The following is an 18,549-nucleotide window of genomic DNA, read 5'->3' on the forward strand; positions in this document are numbered from 1 at the left end:
CCCCCGCGCCGCTGCCCCCCCCCCGCCCCCGCGCCGGCGGCCCCCGGCCCCCCCGCGACGGTCGGCCACCCCGCGGCCTGGCCGACCGGGCCGAGACCATCGGCGGCTCCCTGAGCGCGTTTCCCCAGCCCGACGGGGGGACAGTCATCGTCGCCACACTTCCCATGGAGACGTCCATCTCATGAAGGTCATCATTGTCGAGGACGAACGGCTCTACCTCGACGCGCTCGCCGAGACACTGCACAGCAGGTCCATCGAGGTCGCGGGGCGGGCGTCGACCTTCGACGACGCGCTGCGGGTCGTCAACGAAAGCGCCTGCGACGTGGCCCTGCTTGACGTCCGGTTGTCGAAGCAGGAGGCCGACGGGGGGCTTCGCATCGCGGCGGAGCTGCGCCGCCTCTACCCTGACGTCGGCCTGCTCGTCCTGTCGGGGTTCGACGAGGTGGCCTACGTCGAGCGGTTGATGAACCTGGAGGGCGGGCAGGGTTCCGTCGGCTACCTGCTCAAGGAGCGGGTCGGTGACGTTGACGAGCTCGCCGGCGCCCTGGCGCGGGTGGCCGCGGGCGAGGTGGTGATCGATCCGTACCTCATCCGGCGCCTCATGGCCCGCCCGCGGCGACGGGATCCACTGGACGCGCTGAGCCCCTATGAGACCCGGGTGCTGTCGCTGGTCGCCGAGGGCCGGTCGAACCTGCGGATCGCCCAGGAACTCGACATCAAGATCAGTACGGTGGAGAAGCACCTGTCCGCGATCACCAGCAAACTCGGGCTGCGCCCGACCGACGGGCTTGAGCGCCGCAGCGTCAACGTCCGGGTGCTGGCGGCGATGAAGTTCCTGCGCCGCGGCAGCGCGGGCCCGGGCGCCCCCCAGAACCCGCCGCACTGACGATCCCGCCGGGCCGCCATCCGCCCAGCCTCGAAACCGTCCTCACGCTGCGCGACGACCGCGTCTGACGTCTCATGGGTCGACGCCGAGCCCCGTGCGGGTCCCACACCCGCACGGGGGCCGACCGGCGGTGCATCCGGGGCAGGGGTCGGATCAGACCGGTGGCGCGGTGGCGTGGGTAGCGGAGGCGGAGGCTGGCCCGAAGAGCAGGGCAACCTGTTCACCGACAGGCTCGAAGCCGAGCCGCTGATACACGCCGTTGCTGGTCGGATTGGCCAGATCGGCGAACAGCAACACGTCGTGCGCTCCCGCGTCCAGTGCCATCCGGCATACCGCTGCCGTCACGGCCCCGGCGTAGCCGCGACGCCGGCAGACCACGGGCGTATGGACAGGCGCCACCCGGACCATCCCGGCCGCCGGGCGGGTGAGCCCGGCCATCGACACCGGCTCCCCGTCACGTTCCCACAGGGTGCAGCCGCCGTACGCCAGGCGGTCGTCCACGCGCCGGGCCGCGGTGCCGGCGACCTCACCGATCTCCCTTTCGAACGCGGTGAACCAGCGCACCAGCAGGTCGCGGTCGGTCGGGTCCGCCACGCGCGGCCGGCCGGCCGGTGCGGGCCTGGGAGGAACCAGGGTTCCGAGCCGGTACAGCCGTTCCCGCAGCCACAGGCGGGACGACGTGCCGGTCCGTCGCCGCCAGGCCGAGGCGAACGCGCCGGCGACGTCCTCCGGCGCGGCCACCCCGGACAGCGCTCGCTCGCGCGGCCAGGACTCCGCCAACAGTTCCGCTGCCCGCGGCGGAACCGCCGTCAGGAGAACTCCTTTCGGCGGGGTCTGCAGAAACGCGCCCGCGACCGACCCGGAGGCCGACAGCCACCAGCCGAACAGCGGGGCAGCCTCACCGAACGCCGTCAGGCCTCGCTCGCGCAGCGTCTCGACGATGGTCACCAACACGGTGTTCTCCGTCGGCCGCGAGCGGAGAAACTCGCCTGCCGCCGCGAGATACTCCTCCAGGCTCTCCGTCATGAACCACACCATGCTTCATGATCCGGGTAGGTCCGCTTCCGTGCACCTCCTTTTTCGGCGCCGCGCCTCCACCCGCGCGCCGATTACCTGCCCACCTGCCAAGGCGGCCTGACACGATCGGTTTCCGCCTCATCGGCCAGGAACGGGAGACAGGCATGGACTCGGTGCGCCAGGCTGACCTCGACCAGCGAGCCCGGTGGAACGGCCTCGCCGGCCGCGCCTGGGTCGACGCGCGAGAGGTGCTGGACGCGATGTTCCGGACCTTCGCGGACCTGCTCGTCGACTCGGTCACCGTCCGACGGGAGAGCGTCGTGCTCGATGTCGGCTGCGGCACGGGCGGTACGACGCTGGCCGTCGCGCGCCGGCTCGCCCCGCCGGGACGGTGCACCGGCATCGACATCTCCGAGCCGATGATCGCCGCCGCGCGGGAACGCGCCGAGCAGGCACCGGCACCGGTCGACTTCATCTGCGCCGACGTCCAGGATCACCCGTTCGCGCCCGGAACCTTCGACGTGATCTTCTCGCGGTTCGGCGTCATGTTCTTCGACGCGCCGGTGCGGGCCTTCACCGCCCTGCGGCGCATCGCGAGGGACGGCGCCGAACTCAGGTTCGTCTCCTGGCGTCACCCGGACGCCAACCCGTTCATGACGACGGCCGAACGGGCGGCGGCGCCCTACCTGTCGCACCTGCCCACCCGCGAGCCGGACGCGCCGGGACAGTTCGCGTTCGCCGACCGGCACCGGGTCGGCCGCATTCTGGCGCAGAGCGGATGGGCGGACGTCGACATCAGGCCCGTCGACGCGGAATGCGTCTTTCCCGAGCGGGCCCTGGTCGACTACTTCACCAGGTTCGGCCCGCTCGGGTCCGTCTTCGGCCAGCTCGACGAGAACGACCGGGCGGCGGTCGTGGAGACCGTCCGGGCCGCTTTCGACGGCTTCGTGCGTGACGCGGAGGTCCGTTTCACGGCGGCCTGCTGGCTGGTGGTGGCCCGGGCGCCCGCCGCGTCCGACATACCCGAGCAGTGAGGTCGATCCGCCGGCGGAGCGTCCCGCCTGTTCCTGGCGGGTGTCGTGGTCGCTGCGGGCGGCCAGGACCTCGCCCGTCCGCGACTCGGCCCGCTCCCGGACGGAGGCGACCAGTCCGTGGCCCCACCGGGCCTCAGGAGCCGCCGTAGCCGAAAAGGTAGAAGCCCCCGTCGCCAGCCGCGGCGAGCAGGCGGTCGTTCGGATGCCAGCGGCAGGCGCTGAGCGGCTGGGCGGTACGCAGCGCACCGATGCAGGAACGGGACGCGGTCTCCCAGATGCGGATGATGCCGTCGTCCCCGACGCTGGAGATCAGCTCGCCGTCGGCGGAGAAGGCGCAGGAGCGGAACCACCCGGGCTGGCCGTGAATGATTTCCGACTCGTCGGCGAGGAGATCCCACAGGCGGAGTGTGCCGTCGTTTCCAACGCTCGCCATCCTGGTTCCGTCGGGCGCGAAGACACAGCTCCAGACAGCACCGACGTGTCCAGTGAGCGTTGACTGGGGAGCGCCGGTGGTGGTGTCCCAGAACCGAATGTTCCCGTCGTTTCCAGCGCTGGCGATCCGGTCGCCGTCCGGCGAGAACGAACAGGCCCAGACGGCACCTCTGTGTCCGGTGAGATGGAGCGGCCGCTGCTCGGACCCGATGCGCGAGAGCTGGATTCTTGCGTCGTCGCCGGCGGTGGCGAGCAGGGTTCCGTCAGGGGAGATGGCGCAACTGTAGACCGGGCCCTGGTGGCGGGTCCCATGTCGGTGCAGTGAGCCGTCGTGGGTGTTCCAGATGCGTGTCGTCCCATCGCCGCCGGCGGTGACGAGGTGCTGCCCGGAAGGCGAGAAGGCGCAGCACCAGGACTTCACGTTGTGGCCGGCCCAGGTTCGTTCGAGTCGACCTGACGATGTCCACAGGGCAATGGTTCCGTCGTCGCATGAGCCGGCCAGCAGTGTGCCATCGGCGGAAATCGCACAGTGCCGCATTCCACTGGTTCTGCCGGTGGTGACGTAGGTGGTGGAGGGGACGCCGGCGCCGGTGTCCCAGATGCGGATGGTGCCGTCCTCCCCGGTGCTGGCGAGGAATGTTCCGTCGGGTGAGTAGGTGCAGCTCCAGACGGAGTCGGTGTGGCCCGCGAAGATGGCGAGCGGTTCCCCGGTGAAGGTGTTCCAAAGGCGGACGGTACCGTCCCGATGGGTGCTGGCAATGGATTTTCCGTCGGGCGAGTATGCACAGTGATGGGCTTTGGAGTCGGCGGTGAGGATGGCTGTGGTGCGGCCCGTGACGGTCCACCGGCGAACCGTGCCGTCATTTCCGGCGGTCGCGAGCTGACGTCCGTCCGGCGAAAAGGCGCAGCTCCAGACCGAGCCGACGTGACCCGTGAGCGAGGCGGTCTGTTCGGCGGTGGCCGGATTCCACAGCCCCACGGTGGCGTCGGCGCTGGCGGTGGCGAGCAGGCGTCCGGTGGGGGAGAAGGCGCACGCGCGGACGGCGCCGGTATGACCGCGCAGCGTCGCGATGTGCTGCCCGCCGGGCAGATCCCACAGGCGAACGGTGCGATCAAGGCTGGCCGTGGCGAGGAGCCGGCCATCGGGAGAGAAGGCGCAGCTGGTGACCGTGCCGGTGTGTCCGGTCAGGGTGTCGGTCGGCTGCGGCGAGGTCAGATCCCACAGGCGTACGGTCCCATCACCGCTGCCGGTTGCCAGCACTTTGCCGTCGGGAGCGATGGCGCATGCCCAGGCGCCGCCGGAATGGTCAGGCAGGATCGCCTGGGGCTGGCCTGTGAGAACGTTCCAGGTGCGGACGGTTCCGTCGAGGGACGCGGTGGCCAGAAGACGGCCGTCTGGCGAGAGGCTGGAGTCGTGCACCCAGGAGCCGTGGCCGGTCAGCGCGCGTAAGCAGGCGGGATCCGGCGTGTCCGACAACGGCCAGACCGGCCGCAGTGTGCGGCCGGGGAGATGCCGCTGGTAGGCGGCGAGGGTGGCTTCCAGGCCGGGGAGCCGGTCGAGTCGGCTGGCCAGGGTCGGCCCGAGGGAGGTCTGCGGGCTGATGGTGGTGAGCAGGTGAGCGGACTGGCCGAGGGTTCGTCGGAGCATGCGCGCGATGGCGGAGTTGACGAGGGCGAGGTCGGCTTCCGCGGAGACCGTCGTTCCGGTGTGCGTGATCTTTCCTTCGATCCAGCGAAGGTCGGTGACGAGGTCGGCGTGATGGTCGGGGAGGTTGGCCTCTCGAAGGTGATAGGGCAGGGTCCGCCACAGGTAGTCGGAGGTCGCGGGCAGCGACCACCAGGGCGGCATGGCGGTGGAGGCCGAGTGAACGGGGAGCAGGGACCGGGCGTGCGCGATGAAGACCCCGTGGCGGGCGGTCAGGCCAGCGGGGCCCAGTTGGTGCCGGAGGTAGGAACGCAGCACGTCATGTACTCGGACCGCGGGTCGGTTCGCGGCCCAGTGGCCGACGAGCAGGCGTAACCGCACCAGGCGGGTCCTGAGCCGCAGAACGGCTCGGGTGTCCAGACCGCCGGTTCCTTCCCACAGGACTTCGAGGGCGTCCAGGGGAATGTCGACGTCCTCGGGGAAGATCGCGAGGTCGCGGTATCGGTCGCGTTCGTCGGGGGTCAGCATCTCGAGGCTGGCGAGAACCGTGGCCGCCACCGCCTGGTCCCGGCTGTCGGCATCCTCGACGTCGAGCGCGGTCGGACCGTCCGCTTTCAATCGGCCGTAAATCCAGTCAGCCGCCTGTTCGGCGGTGGCGCCGTCGGCCAGATGGTCCACCAGCGCGGCGTTGACCAACCCGAGCAGAACCGGCCAGCGGCCGGTGATGGTGGCGAGGCGATCCTGTGTCTGCTCCCGCATACCGCTGACCCGGGCCGTCAACGCCTGGCGGGCCTCCGCCAGTGTCATTTGATCGACCTGAATCGAGTCGCTGTAGCGGGGAACCACTCCCACATTGCGGGTGGTCACCAGTCGGCCGCTGCGATCCCCACCGAGCAGAAACGGGGCGAGCTGATCGCCGTACCACACGTCGTCGATCACGATGAGAGTCGGCGGACGCTCATCCAGGAGTTTCCCCAGTACATCCCCGGCGATCACGGGATCAGCCGAGGTCACCTTCGTGTCCGACAGCTCCGCACACAGCAGCGCGATGATTCTGGCGAGCTCCGCACCGCGGGCCTGTTCCCCGAGCGCCACCCAGAGCGTGCCGCCGGGATAGCGATCCTCCACCTCGGGACGGCGGCAGACCAGCGCGGCGAGCGTTGTCTTTCCGACGCCGCCCGCACCTTCCAGCCCCGTGACCAGCTCCACGGGTCCGGATCCTGGAGCGGTCAGCCGGCCGAGGAGTTCCGCGGAGATGCCAGGGCGGTCGACGACCGGTCCCAACAGTGCTGGAACCATCCGCGGTGGCCGGGCGCCGGCCTGCCCCGCGCGGCCCGGATTCGCGGGGTCGAGGGTGACAAGCGCGTGAAAGACTGCCGCCCCGAGGTCCGCACAGCTGGAGAATGTCTTGACGATCACGCCGGAGCGCCGGAGGTTCTCCCGGAACTGTTCGATTCGGGTGCGGTCTGCATCAACCAGGATGGGTGGGTGCGGCGTGGTGTCGTCGAGGAGAAACAGCAGTCGGGGCATGCCCGCGGTCGATGCGGTGCGGAACTCCAGCTCGGTGAAGGAGACGTCGTCGCCGGGCACCATCGATCCGTACCGCAGACCGATCAGGCCGACGTAGATGTCACACTCGCGGACTCGTCGTTGACAGTAGGCGGCGGGGTCCTCGCTCCTGGCCGCGAAGTGCTCCATGTCGAGCGGCTGGCTCTCGGCTTTAAGAACCGCCTGGATCGCGGTGTCAACGAACGACTGGTTCGGTGGATATGCCGCCATGTCTGAGGTGTGACTGACGAATACCGAGCCCCGTGGGTGCATAGCCCGGCAAGATAGCCGGTCTGGCGCTGATCTCAGGTTCCGGGCATGTCGGACGGTGCCACCATGACGCCACGTGTCTCCGGGGGGTGCGGGTGACGGCCTCGGCTTCGCGAGTGGCCTCCCGTATATCCGCTGGTAGATGGCATGTCATGTACTGTTCACGGGAATATGGCTGTGCATGTGCAACGCCATCAGATCCCCCGACGGGGTCGTCGTTGTGATAGCGGCAGCGGTCGGTGACGAGGCCGGGTTGGTGGACGACCGTCGCGACCGGACCGGGCGGCGGCGGCATGCTGTCACCACGTTGATCGGCCGCGTCGTCGGTCGAGAGCTCGCAGGCGGGCACCGCGAGGCCTGGCCGCCTGTGTCCAGCCGTGCCATGGGAACGTAATGCGGTCCTTACCTGTCGTGAATACCTGCTGGTGACCATCGTGGGATGGCAGGTCTCGAGTTCCGGTTGCTCGGCCGCGTCGAGGTGTACCGGGACGGAGTACCGGTGGACGTCGGCGGCCCGAAGCACCGTGCCGTGCTCGCCTCGCTGCTGCTGCGGGTCCGCCGGGTCGTGTCGGTCGAGCAGCTCATCGACGACCTGTGGCCGCAGCAGCCCCCGGTGCGGGCGGCGGCCACGGTGCAGGTCTTCGTCTCCCAGCTGCGCCGGGCCCTCGAACCGGGGCGTTGCCGCGGTGAGGCGGCGACCGTGCTGGTCACGGCCTCCCCGGGCTACCTGCTCGACGTCGATCCCGACACCGTGGACGCGCACGCGTTCGCCGACCTGGTCGTGCGCGGCCGGGAGGCGCTCGACGCCGGGCAGCCCGAGCAGGCCGCCCAGGAGCTGCGCCGGGCCGAGGAGATGCTGCTCGGCCCGGCCCTCGCCGACGTCCCGTCCACCCCGTTCGTCGCCGCGGCGGCGGCCCGGCTGACGGAGCTGCACCTCGGGGCGATCGAGGACCGGATCGACGCGGAACTCGCCCTGGGCCGGCACGCCGCGCTCGTCGCCGAGCTGGAACAGCGGGTGCGCCGCCACCCGCTGCGGGAGCGGCTGCGGGCGCAGCTGATGCTCGGGCTGTACCGGTGCGGGCGGCAGGTCGACGCCCTCGCGACCTATCGCCGGACCCGCCGGGTGCTGCGCGAGGAGCTCGGGCTCGAACCAGGCGTCCGGCTGCGTGAACTGGAACAGGCCGTACTGTGCCAGGATCCCGCGCTGGTGTGGCGGCCGTCCGTGCCGGCGCCCACAGCGCCCACCGGGATGACGCCGGGCCATGATTCACCGTCGGCGGAGCGTCCGGGCCGGATTCTGGTTGTCGATGACACGGCCATCAACCGCAGGCTCCTGGCGGCCGCGGTGACCGAGCTCGGTCACGAGGTGGAGACGGCGGAGAACGGCCACCGGGCGCTGGAGGTGCTGCGGGCCGCCGACGACGGTCCGGGTGGGTTCGACCTCGTCCTGCTGGACCTGCTCATGCCGGTCCTGGACGGGTACGCGACCCTCGCCGAGATCAAGGACGACCCCGCGCTCGCCGCCGTCGGAGTGATCATGGTGTCGGCGGTGCCGGAACTGGAGAGCGTGGTGCGCTGCATCGAACTGGGCGCGATCGACTACCTGCCCAAGCCGTACAGCTCGACGATGCTCCGGGCCCGACTGCGCGCCTCCCTGCAGGCCAGACGCTCGGCCGCCGACCGGGAGTCCGCCCTGCGCACGGAGATCGCCACGCTGCGCGCGGAGGTCTGCCGGGCCCAGACCGCCACCAGGCCCGAACACCGGTGAACCGCCGGCCGATGTCCCTGCGCGGCCTGGTCCGGTGCGGCATCGGCATCGGCCTGGTGCTGCTGGCCGCACTGCTGCTCGTCAGCCTGAAGGCGGAGAGCAGCACGCGGCGGGCGGCCGGCGCCGAGGCCCGGCGCTCCCAGTCGCTGCGGCTGGCCTACGAGCTGCGGCAGACCTCCGACGACCTGACCCGGATGGCGCGCACCTACGTCGTCACCGGCCTGCCGCGCTACCGCGGCTGGTTCCAGGAGATCCTGGCGATCCGGGACGGCACGGCGCCGCGACCGGAGAACTACGACAACATCTACTGGGACGTGGTGACCGACACCGGCCGCCGGCCCACGCCGTCCGGTGACCCGGTCGCCTTCGCCACCCTGGCCGCGCGGGCCGGCTTCACCGGCCAGGAGCTGGACCTGCTCGCCACGGCCAAGGCGCGCTCGGACGCCCTCGCCACCGTCGAGAAACAGGCGTTCGCCCTGGCCGCGGCCGGCGGAACGACCAACCGCCAGTGGGCGACGGACATGCTCTTCGACGCGTCCTACCTGCGGGCCAAGGACGCCATCATGGCGCCGATCGGACAGGTGCTGACCCTCGTCGACGCCCGCACGGCCCAGGAGACGGCGCGGGCGACGGACCACGCGCGGGCCTGGTCCGCGGCGGCGATCTCGGCGGCGCTGCTGCTCCTCGCGGGGATGGCGGTGTTCGCCGTCGTGACGCGGCGGGCGGTCCTGCGCCCGGTCGCGGAACTCGACGCCGCGACCGCCCGGATCGCCGCCGGCGAGGCCGACGTGCGGGCCCGGGTCGCCGGCGTCGGCGAGCTGCGGTCCCTGGCCGGGCGGTACAACGAGATGGCCGAACGGGTCCAGGGCCGCTCCGCCGAGCTGCGGCTGCTGCACCGGGTGACCGTCGCGGCGCACCGGGCCGTCGACCTCGCCGCGGCCGCCGCCGACGTGGTCGACCTGGTCCGCGCGCACACCGGCTGGCCGGTCGGCCGGATCCACCATCGCCGCGGCGACCGGCTGGTGCCACTGACGGCGCCCGCCGACCCGCGTGACGGCGCCGACCCGCGCGAGCGCGACGCCTGCGGCGAACCGTCCGCGCTGCCGGGCCGGGTCCTCACGACCGGGCAGGCGGTCTGGCTGCCCGACCTGTCCGGCGAGCACGGGACGGGTCGGGGGACAGGCGCGGGCATTGCCGTCCCCGTCCGCACCGGCCGGGGCGAAACCGCGCGGGTGATCGCGGTGATGGAGTTCCGCACCGCCGAACCCACCGAGCCGGACGCCGCGCTGCTCGCGCTGCTCTCGGACGTGGCGGCCCAGCTCGGGCAGGTCGCCGACCGGGTCCGCGCCGCCGACGCCCTGCGCGCGGCCGCGTTGGCCGCGCAGACCGCCAACGACGCGAAGAGCGCGTTCCTGGCGACCATGAGCCACGAGATCCGGACCCCGATGAACGCGGTCATCGGCATGTCCGGACTGCTGCTGGACGGCCGTCTCGACGCCGACCAGCGGCACCTCACCGAAGTCGTGCACGACAGCGCCCACTCACTGCTCCTGCTGATCAACGACATCCTCGACTTCTCCAAGATCGAGGCCGGTCGGCTCAGCCTGGAACGAGTGCCGTTCCACGTCGCCGAATGCGTGGAGGCCGCGATCGATCTCGTCTGCGCCGACGCCGGCGCGAAGGACATCGAGCTGGCCTGCGAGATCGAGCCCGGCAGCCCGCAGGCCATGGTCGGCGATCCGACGCGGATCCGGCAGATCCTGCTCAACCTGCTGAGCAACGCGGTGAAGTTCACCGAGCGAGGCGAGGTGACCGTCACCGTCGGGGCGTTACCGGTGGGCGACGACGGGACGTACGCGTGGCGCTTCACAGTGCGCGACACCGGTATCGGCATCCCACCCGAGCACCTGGAGACGATCTTCGACTCGTTCACCCAGGTCGACACGTCCACCTCGCGGCGTTACGGCGGCACCGGCCTGGGCCTGGCCATCTGCCGCCGGCTGTGCACCCTGATGGGCGGGACGATCACCGCCGCCGGCTCGCCCGGAGTCGGCACCGCCATGACCGTCACGCTGCCCGCCGCGGCGGCGACGCTGGCCCGCCGGGATCCGGTACCCGCGGACACCTCCGCCCTGGCCGGCGGGAAGGTTCTCCTGGTGGGCGGCGACGCCCGGACCCGCGCGCTGGTCGAGGACCGGCTGGCCCGGTCCTGGCGGATGCGGGTCGCCGCCACGGCATCACCAGGGTCCGCGCTCGGGCGGCTGCGTGCCGGCGCCCGGTACGACGCCGTCGTTCTCGATCATCGACCGCCCGGCATGGACGGCGTGGCGCTGGCCAGAGCGCTGCGTGCCGTCCCCGCCGGCGAGCGGGTACCGATCGTGCTCCTCACCTCCTTCGCCGGACTTCCCGGCTCCGACGTCCCGCCGGATGTCGCGGTGGTGACCCGGCCGATCCGCCCGGCCCCGCTGTTCCGGGCGATGACGGCGGCCCTCACCTGCCCGCCCGCCACCCGGCCGCCGACAGTCGCGTCCACCGGTGCCCCCCCGGCTGCGGGCGGGACCGCGGACCGGGCGGATGCCGGGGCCGGCGCCCTGCGGATCCTGGTGGCCGACGACCACGCGGTGAACCAGCGGCTGGTGCTCCTGCAGCTCACCGGCCTCGGCCACCGGGCGGACCTGGTGAGCAGCGGCGCGGAGGCGGTGGCCGTCGCCACCCGCCGGCACTACGACGTCCTGCTCATGGACGTGCAGATGCCCGACCTCGACGGTCTGGAGGCCACCCGCCGGATCCGGGCCCACAGCGGCGGCGGGCCCTGGATCGTCGCGCTCACCGCCAACGCGCAGCCCGGCGCGCGGGAGGCGTGCCTCGCGGCCGGCATGGACGACTACCTCACCAAGCCGCTGCTGACCCCCGACCTCGTCGCCGCGCTGGCCCGGGCCCGACCGCCGGGCGCGCGGTCCGTCCTCGACCCGGACGCACTCGTCCGGCTGCGGGAACTCGTCGGTGGGAACGCGGCGACCCTGTCCGAGCTGGTCGCCGACTTCCTCACCGACGCCCCGGCGCTGGTGGACACGCTGCGCGCGGCCCGGTCCGATCCCGACGCGGTGCACCGCGCCGCGCACACGCTCAAGGGGCTCGGCGCCACGTTCGGCGCCACCGGCCTGGCCCGGCTCTGCCAGCGGATCGAGACCCACCTCGGCGCCCCCGACGACGTGGACCCGCTGGTGCGGGAGATCGCCGCCGAACATCAGCGCGTCGCCCTCGCCCTGCGCGCCCTCGCCTGACGGCGCCACGGCCACTTGGCCGATGCTTAACGCCTGCTAAGCGGTCCGCTGTTGGCTCATCGGTGGGGGTCAGCGTTGCTCCCCGCCGACCGCTGGTCCGGCGTCCCCGGACCTGCCCGCAGAAGGTCCCGCGCCCGCAGAAGGTCCTGGGACCCGCGCCCGCAGAAAGGCAGGCTGCGTTGAGCACCGTCAGCCCCCCGCACGATCCCGAAACCCAGGACATCGCCACCGGCACCGCGACCAGGGAGACCCTGGAGGATTACACCCTCCGGTTCGCGCCGCGCAGTTACCGGCGCTGGGGCACCGGTGTCGTCGCCATCTCGGCCCTCGGCGGCATCGCCTACCTGGCGGACTTCGCCATCGGCGCCAACATCGGCATTTCCTACGGCACGACGAACGCCCTGTGGGGCATCGCGGTGTTCACCGTCGTGATCTTCCTGACGGGTTTCCCGCTGGCCTACTACGCCGCCCGCTACAACCTGGACCTCGACCTGATCACCCGGGGCAGCGGCTTCGGTTACTACGGCTCGGTCGTCTCCAACGTGATCTTCGCGTCGTTCACGTTCATCTTCTTCGCCCTCGAAGGCTCGATCATGGCCCAGGGCCTGAAACTGGGCCTGCACATACCGCTGTGGCTCGGCTATGCGACGTCCACGCTCATCATCTTCCCGCTCGTGGTCTACGGCATGAAACTGCTCGCCACGCTGCAACTGTGGACGACGCCGCTGTGGCTGGTGCTGATGGTGCTGCCGTTCGCCTACCTGCTGATCCGCCACCCCGGTTCGGTCAACACGTTCCTCGACTACGGCGGTCAGGACGGCAAGGGTGGTTTCGACCTCGGCTCGGTCTTCCTCGCCGCCGGCGTGTGTCTGTCGCTCATCGCGCAGATCGCCGAGCAGATCGACTATCTGCGCTTCATGCCGCCGCGCACCTCGGAGAACTCACGCCGCTGGTGGACCGCGATGGTGCTCGCCGGCCCCGGCTGGGTGTTCTTCGGCGCCATCAAGCAGATCATCGGCATGTTCCTGGCGGTCTACATCATCGCGAACGTCGCGGATGGCGCGGCCGTCGCCAACCAGCCGGTGCACCAGTTCCTGGAGATCTACCAGGACCTCCTGCCGCACTGGGCGGCGCTGGCCCTCGCCGTCGCGCTCGTCGTCATCAGCCAGATCAAGATCAACGTGACGAACGCCTACTCCGGCTCGCTGGCCTGGACGAACTCGTTCACCCGGGTCACCAAGACCTACCCCGGACGGTTGGTCTTCCTCGGCTTCAACCTGCTCGTCGCGGTGATCCTGATGGAAGCCGACATGTTCAGCTTCCTGAACACCATCCTCGCCTTCTACGCCAACTGCGGCATGGCCTGGGTGGTAGCCGTCGCCTCCGACATCACCATCAACAAGTACCTGCTGAAGATCTCACCGAAGAAGCCCGAGTTCCGCCGCGGCATGCTCTACGCCATCAACCCGGTCGGCTTCGGCTCGATGATTCTCGCCGCCGGCATCTCGATCATCGACTTCTACGGCGGCCTCGGCTCCGGCCTCAAGCCGTACTCGCCGCTCGTCGCGATCGTGCTCGCCCTCGTCCTGCCCCCGATCCTGGCCGTGGCCACGAAGGGCAGGTACTACCTGCGCCGCACCGACGACGGCATCGACCTGCCGATGTACGACGAGTACGGCAACCCGTCCGGTGACACCCTCACCTGCCACGTCTGCCACCAGGAGTACGAGCGCCCCGACATGGCGAAGTGCGCGACGCACGACGCCTACATCTGCTCCCTCGACCTGTCCACCGACAAGATCGGTGACCACGTCCTGCCGGCCCAGGTCTGACCCGTCTGGCTCCCGACATTCCGGCGGCCGACCCGTGACCCCGAGCCACGCTGTTGGGGATCGGGTCGGCCGTCGGCTGCGTTACAGACCTTGAACCGCCAGGGTCTGATTGCCTCCGCCTGCCCCGTGCCGAGGGCGCCCCGAGATTGAATCCGGCGCTGACCAGTTGCTGGCGGACCGCGTGGGGAGGCACATCAACCGTTGTGATGGGTTGAGGTGAGCCCTGTTTCTCGGGCACCTGCGTAGCGGGATCTTGTCTGGCTTATGCGGCGTCTGCAATGTTTACGGTGGCTGTGTGGTAGAGGTTTCCGATGGGTTCGGGGGTCTGGTAGCCGAGGGCGGAGTGGAGTCGCTGCCGGTTGTGGAAGACCTCGATGTACTCGGTGATCGCGGTGCGGGCGGTTCGGCGGGTTGGATAGTTCTCGCGGTAAACGAGTTCGTTCTTGAGGGTCCCGAAGAATGATTCGGCGAGACTGTTGTCCCAGCGGACAGCACGAGCCGGTGGTGGCTGACCCACGACCGCCAGATCACCAGGAAGCTGATCGCGAACGCCAGGTACTCGTCCCGGCCGTCGCCGAGGGAGTGCCAGTTCGTGTCGCCCTTCGGCTCGGGAAGGCCAAGGTGGGCGTGCGTGTCGACCCGGTCGGTCACACAGCGGGCGACTCCTCGCTGCTGACCGGCCGGATCGTGGACGCCGACGGCAAGGGATGCCGCAGCGCGATTACGAGGTCAGAACCCGGGCCTTTGCCCGCTGGTAATCCTCCTCGCTGATCTCACCGTTGCGCCGGAGGTCGGCCAGCTTCGCCACCTCGTCGGCAACGCCGTGGGCCTGCACCGCGGACGGACGAAACGCCTGCTGCAAGGCCTGCTGCCGCTGTGCGTCCGCCACCGCCCGCTGACCCATCGAGTCGCCACGGAAGATGGTGTAAGCCAGAACGCCCAGAAGCGGGAGGATGATGACGGCGGTCAGCCATCCCGCCTTCCCCCAGCCGGAGAGGTCGTGGCTGCGGAAGATGTCCGAGATGATGACGCACAGCAGGTACAGCCACAGCATGAATCCGAAGAACAGCATCATCGTCCAGAACGCAGACAGAAGTGGATAATCCATGACGCAGTCTCCTCGCGCAGATCAGTAACGCCTGTCGGCGGTGTCTCCTGGAGAGACCTACCCGAACCGCGCGCCCGGACACGGGTTTGCGGCCCTGGCGACGAGCGGGGTACCGAAGAAGACGAGCAGAATCACCCACGGTGCGTGTCGGCGTATTCCGCGGACCTGGTCATCCGTTACTCCGGATTTTCGTTCAGGATCTCGCTGAGCCCGAGTGCGCGTAGCACGTTCCCGGCCGCCGACACGACCCGGGCACTTCCGACGATCGGTGCGATGGCGGTGGTCACGCCCTGCGCATCGGCGGCGGTCAGGCCGGCCTCCTGGGCGGCGGCGAGGTTCATCAGGTAGGAAGCGGGCGCCGAGTCCACGGCGACGAGCGCCGCCAGCCGCACGAGATGGTAGGTGCGCTCGTCCAGCCCGGACCGCTCCAGCGTGTCCAGGTGCATCTGCACGATTTCCTCGAAGACCGGCGCGTCGCCGTGCGCGATCGCGCCGAGTGTCCGCTCAGGAGTCTGCGTCGTCATTACTTCCCCTTGGGCTGACCATTTGTTTTTCAGGGACTTTTTCCCCGGTTATCGACTGCCCGAGGCCGGTGGTCCACAAACCTGGAACGGGAGTGGATCGAGGTGGCGGAAGTGGATTTCGGTAGTTCTCCTCTTATCTTGGCGCGGTATTTGTGTCTCGCCTGTCGTCGGTTTCGGCCGTTGCTTTCCGGGAAGGACGCGGCGGCGAGACCGTGATGGCGGCGTCGCCGGGCAGACAGCAGGAGGTACCGCGCCATGGTTGCCAGTTCTGGCGGTGGCTTCGACGGTGCGGCGCATGCGGACGACAGACGCCCCCTGTCCGTCGGGGAACGGGCGGAGTACGAGCGGCTGCGTGACGCGGCAGCGGTGCGGCACGACCGGCTGCGGACCGTCGGCGCGTCGATCGTGATCCTGCTGGCCGTCGTACTGGCGCCGCTCGCCGTGGTCGCCACCTGGGCGGACACGACGATCTCCGACGAAGACCGGTACGTGGAGACGGTCGCTCCGCTCGCCACCGACCCCGCGGTGCAGAACATGGTGATCAATCGGCTGACCGACAGGGTTGTCAGCAACGTCAACGTCGATCAGGTCGCCGCGTCGATCGAGGGCGCCCTCGCCCGGACCGGCGCGCCCCCCGTTGTCGTGAACCACGCCCACGCCCTGGCCGGCGTGCTGCACAACGCCCTGACCAGCACGGTGCACCAGGTGGTGCAGGGGGTGGTCACCAGCGACCAGTTCCCCCTGGTCTGGGAGAACGCGAACCGTCGGGCACACGCCACCGTGGTGAAGGTTCTCACCGGTGAGGGCAGCGGTGCCGTGCAGGCCAAGGGCAACACGATCGTGTTGGACATCGGCCCCGTCGTCGACGCCGTGCAGAAGCGGCTGGTCGACGCCGGTTTCGAGCAGGCCGGCAGGATTCCCGCTGTCGACCGACAGATCGTGCTGCTGCAGACCGACAAACTGACCAGGGCTCAGGACGCCCTGCGCCTGCTCGACATCCTCGGCCCCTGGCTGCCCGTCGCCGTGGTGGCACTCGCCGCGCTGGGTGTGTGGTTGGCGCCCTCGCACCGCGCCGGGCTCATGGCCACGGGCCTGGGCATCGGCGTATCGATGATCGTGCTGCTCGTCGGGCTGGCTGTCATACGCCAGAACTATCTGGACTCCGTCCCGTCCGACGTCCAGCCGCGGGACGGGGCCGCGGCCGTCTACGACACGCTGGTCCGTTTCCTGCGGGACAGCGCGCTGACCTGGCTGACCATCGCCGTCCTCACGGTGCTCGCCGGATATCTCTACGGGCCGGGACGTGGTGCCCGGGTCATCCGCTCCGGCGCCGCCCACGGCACCGGCGCCATCGGTCGGGCCATGTCCCGGGTGGGTGTGCGCACCGACGGCGCGGGCCGTTGGCTGACCCGGCACCACCGCCTGACCAGTGGAATCGTCATCGGAGCAGGGGCACTGGCCCTGGCGCTGTGGAACTCCCCGACCCCGTGCTCGGTCGCCCTCGTCCTCCTGCTGGTCCTGGTGATGCTGGCCGTGCTGGGTGTCCTGGCCGCCGCCGGCACCCCGCAACCCGGGCCCGCGAGCCCCGGCGGCAGGCCGTCCGACGGCGAGGGCGGACCGCCGACCGCTCCGATCCAGCAGTCGAAGTCGTGAGCACGATGACGGGGACGGCGGACACCCGCGCCGAGGCCGGACCGGCGCGGCTCAGACCGGTGACCGGCCGGCCGCGATGCCGATCAGCGCGGGGAACATCCGCCAGACACCCGGCCGCGCGGCGGGGACCCCGGGGGAGTGCGGCGGGACCCGAACGCGCACAGCCGCCGGAAGCGAGCGCAGCTCCAGCGGCGGCGACAGGCGCAGCGCCTCGCCGTCCACACCGACGCTGACGGGGCGGGCGGAGTCGATGTGCATCGTGGGGCTGGTCCACTGGCGGAAGCCGCGGAACCGGTCGATGGCACCGATGGACTCGAGCGCGACGAGTGCGGGCAGGTCGCGCGCGCGATCGACGCTCAACGCCACGACGCCGAGCTGGCCGCCGTCGAGCCGTGGCCGGGTACCGAAACCACCGAGGCTGTGCACCCGGTAGGCGTTGTTGGACACGAGCAGAACGTCCGCCTTCGACCCCGCGCGACCGTCCGGGCCGGTGAAGCGAAGATCCGGCGGAGCGCGATCCGCGCCCAGCAGGTCGGGCAGCATCGCGGCCGCCGTGCCCATCTTCGCGCCGCGGTAGCTGTCGGACTGCACGATCTCCGCGTAGACGCCCAGCGAGACGTTGTTGACGAACACGCGGTCACCGAGCTGACCGAGGTCCACGCGCCGCTCGATGGCGCGGCCGAACGCGTCGAGCGCCCCCGCCACATCCTTGCGGTCGAGACCGAGGTCCAGGGCGAAGTGGTTGCGGGTACCGGCCGGGACGCAGACGAACGCCATCCCGCGCCGCCGCGCCACGTCCGCGACCAGCGCCTGCGAACCATCGCCGCCCGCCATGCCGAGCACGTCGGCGCCGCGGTCGGCGGCGGCCTCGGCGAGGGAACGCAGATCGGCGCCGTCCGTGAGGGTGACGACCGAGATTCCGCGCCGGGCCGCCTGCGCGGCGAGATGGTGGCGCTCGGCGGCGCCACCGCCGGAGCGCGGGTTCACCAGCAGGACGCCGCGCCGGGCGGCGTCCACCGGACGACCCCTCGGCCGATGCCGGCCGAACGCGCCGCGGGCCGCGGCTGCCGACGTGCCGAGCAGGCACGCGGTGACCAGCGCGGTGCTCAGGCCGACCACGCCCGCGAAGGCGATCAGGCCGCCGAGTGTGCAGGCCGCGACGACGGCCGCGCTCAGCCGCCGCAGCCCCCGTCCGACCAGCGCCGTCCAGCCCGCGACCAACGCGATCGTCACCGCGGCGATCGAGATCGGCAGGGCGACCGGCCGGTCGAGCAGCCGGGCGAACAGGACAGCGACCGCCGCGGCGAAACTCGCCAGCGCCGCGCAGGCCGCCGCCCGCCGGTAGCGGGACACCGGCGGTCCCGCGCGCCGACTCGGCCGGCGAACCATGCAGGTACGCACGAGCAGCCATCGCCCCCTGATTCCGCACGGGACGCCGTCCTGGTGGCGACTCAGCGCGTCCGAATACCACGGTACCCGTAAGCGCGTGTGGGGTACTTCAGCGGGGAGAGCTACGTGTCGCTGTTGGTCGACGTCGTGGAGCGACCT

11 protein-coding genes and 3 pseudogenes are annotated in these 18,549 nt (G+C 70.9%); 7 read left to right on the forward strand and 7 right to left on the reverse strand.

The annotated features are described in order from the left end of the window. A pseudogene (locus MXD60_RS14220) lies at positions 1-185 on the forward strand (hypothetical protein); the annotation flags it as partial. Then, positions 182-886, forward strand: coding sequence for a response regulator transcription factor (locus tag MXD60_RS14225; RefSeq protein ID WP_248819535.1), 705 nt, complete (start codon positions 182-184; stop codon positions 884-886). The pseudogene MXD60_RS14220 and the gene MXD60_RS14225, both read left to right, overlap by 4 nt. A gap of 153 nt (positions 887-1,039) precedes the next feature. Here the strand turns inward: MXD60_RS14225 and MXD60_RS14230 are convergent, their stop codons facing one another. Next, positions 1,040-1,912 carry a GNAT family N-acetyltransferase gene (locus MXD60_RS14230; RefSeq protein ID WP_248819536.1) on the reverse strand — a complete coding sequence of 291 codons (873 nt, stop codon included), beginning with the start codon at positions 1,910-1,912 and terminating at the stop codon, positions 1,040-1,042. 155 nt (positions 1,913-2,067) lie between these two features. Between MXD60_RS14230 and MXD60_RS14235 the strand changes: the two genes are divergently transcribed. Further along, positions 2,068-2,937: a class I SAM-dependent methyltransferase gene (locus MXD60_RS14235; RefSeq protein WP_248819537.1), complete on the forward strand. Its 870-nt coding sequence runs from the start codon at positions 2,068-2,070 to the stop codon at positions 2,935-2,937. A 133-nt stretch (positions 2,938-3,070) separates the two neighbouring features. Here MXD60_RS14235 and MXD60_RS14240 read toward each other — a convergent pair whose 3' ends face one another. Continuing rightward, positions 3,071-6,793 (reverse strand): DUF4062 domain-containing protein, encoded by a 3,723-nt coding sequence (locus MXD60_RS14240; RefSeq protein WP_248819538.1) that lies wholly within the window; start codon positions 6,791-6,793, stop codon positions 3,071-3,073. Between the two features lie 478 nt (positions 6,794-7,271). On the opposite strand from MXD60_RS14240, the gene MXD60_RS14245 reads away from it, so the two are divergent. The 3 genes from MXD60_RS14245 to MXD60_RS14255 all read left to right on the forward strand — a co-directional run bounded on the left by MXD60_RS14245 (position 7,272) and on the right by MXD60_RS14255 (position 13,716). Beyond that, a complete protein-coding gene (locus MXD60_RS14245; protein WP_248819539.1) occupies positions 7,272-8,600 on the forward strand; it encodes a BTAD domain-containing putative transcriptional regulator in 1,329 nt (442 codons plus the stop codon). Next, on the forward strand, positions 8,597-11,884 hold the full coding sequence (locus MXD60_RS14250; protein WP_248819540.1) for a hybrid sensor histidine kinase/response regulator: 3,288 nt from the start codon (positions 8,597-8,599) through the stop codon (positions 11,882-11,884). Before MXD60_RS14245 ends, MXD60_RS14250 begins: the two co-directional genes overlap by 4 nt. Positions 11,885-12,063: 179 nt before the next feature. Beyond that, complete coding sequence (locus MXD60_RS14255; protein ID WP_248819541.1) at positions 12,064-13,716, forward strand: purine-cytosine permease family protein; 1,653 nt, start codon at positions 12,064-12,066, stop codon at positions 13,714-13,716. A gap of 262 nt (positions 13,717-13,978) precedes the next feature. On the opposite strand, the pseudogene MXD60_RS14260 reads toward MXD60_RS14255, so the two are convergent. The 4 genes and pseudogenes from MXD60_RS14260 to MXD60_RS14270 form a co-directional block, all read right to left on the reverse strand. Beyond that, positions 13,979-14,200, reverse strand: a pseudogene (locus MXD60_RS14260) (IS3 family transposase); the annotation flags it as partial. 65 nt (positions 14,201-14,265) lie between these two features. Beyond that, positions 14,266-14,367 (reverse strand): annotated as a pseudogene (locus tag MXD60_RS29890) (hypothetical protein); the annotation flags it as partial. A gap of 70 nt (positions 14,368-14,437) precedes the next feature. Then, a complete protein-coding gene (locus MXD60_RS14265) occupies positions 14,438-14,824 on the reverse strand; it encodes an SHOCT domain-containing protein (protein ID WP_248819542.1) in 387 nt (128 codons plus the stop codon). Positions 14,825-15,000: 176 nt separating this feature from the next. After that, entirely contained in the window at positions 15,001-15,348 is a 348-nt protein-coding gene (locus MXD60_RS14270; protein WP_248819543.1) for a carboxymuconolactone decarboxylase family protein, read from the reverse strand. Positions 15,349-15,603: 255 nt separating this feature from the next. Here MXD60_RS14270 and MXD60_RS14275 point away from each other — a divergent pair, with 255 nt between their 5' ends. After that, a complete protein-coding gene (locus tag MXD60_RS14275) occupies positions 15,604-17,001 on the forward strand; it encodes a hypothetical protein (protein WP_248819544.1) in 1,398 nt (465 codons plus the stop codon). A gap of 51 nt (positions 17,002-17,052) precedes the next feature. Here the strand turns inward: MXD60_RS14275 and MXD60_RS14280 are convergent, their stop codons facing one another. After that, entirely contained in the window at positions 17,053-18,354 is a 1,302-nt protein-coding gene (locus MXD60_RS14280) for a diacylglycerol/lipid kinase family protein (RefSeq protein ID WP_248819545.1), read from the reverse strand. Positions 18,355-18,549: the final 195 nt, after the last annotated feature.

Origin of the sequence: Frankia sp. AgB32, from assembly GCF_023243045.1 — a bacterium.
Taxonomy (GTDB): Bacteria; Actinomycetota; Actinomycetes; order Frankiales; family Frankiaceae; genus Frankia.

Excerpts from the sequence above, each read along its gene's own strand:
- MXD60_RS14230 (WP_248819536.1), bottom strand. The coding sequence starts at position 1,912 with ATGACGGAGAGCCTGGAGGAGTATCTCGCGGCGGCAGGCGAGTTTCTC.
- MXD60_RS14275 (WP_248819544.1), top strand. The coding sequence starts at position 15,604 with ATGGTTGCCAGTTCTGGCGGTGGCTTCGACGGTGCGGCGCATGCGGAC.
- MXD60_RS14265 (WP_248819542.1), bottom strand. The coding sequence starts at position 14,824 with ATGGATTATCCACTTCTGTCTGCGTTCTGGACGATGATGCTGTTCTTC.
- MXD60_RS14270 (WP_248819543.1), bottom strand. The coding sequence starts at position 15,348 with ATGACGACGCAGACTCCTGAGCGGACACTCGGCGCGATCGCGCACGGC.
- MXD60_RS14245 (WP_248819539.1), top strand. The coding sequence starts at position 7,272 with ATGGCAGGTCTCGAGTTCCGGTTGCTCGGCCGCGTCGAGGTGTACCGG.
- MXD60_RS14235 (WP_248819537.1), top strand. The coding sequence starts at position 2,068 with ATGGACTCGGTGCGCCAGGCTGACCTCGACCAGCGAGCCCGGTGGAAC.
- MXD60_RS14240 (WP_248819538.1), bottom strand. The coding sequence starts at position 6,793 with ATGGCGGCATATCCACCGAACCAGTCGTTCGTTGACACCGCGATCCAG.
- MXD60_RS14225 (WP_248819535.1), top strand. The coding sequence starts at position 182 with ATGAAGGTCATCATTGTCGAGGACGAACGGCTCTACCTCGACGCGCTC.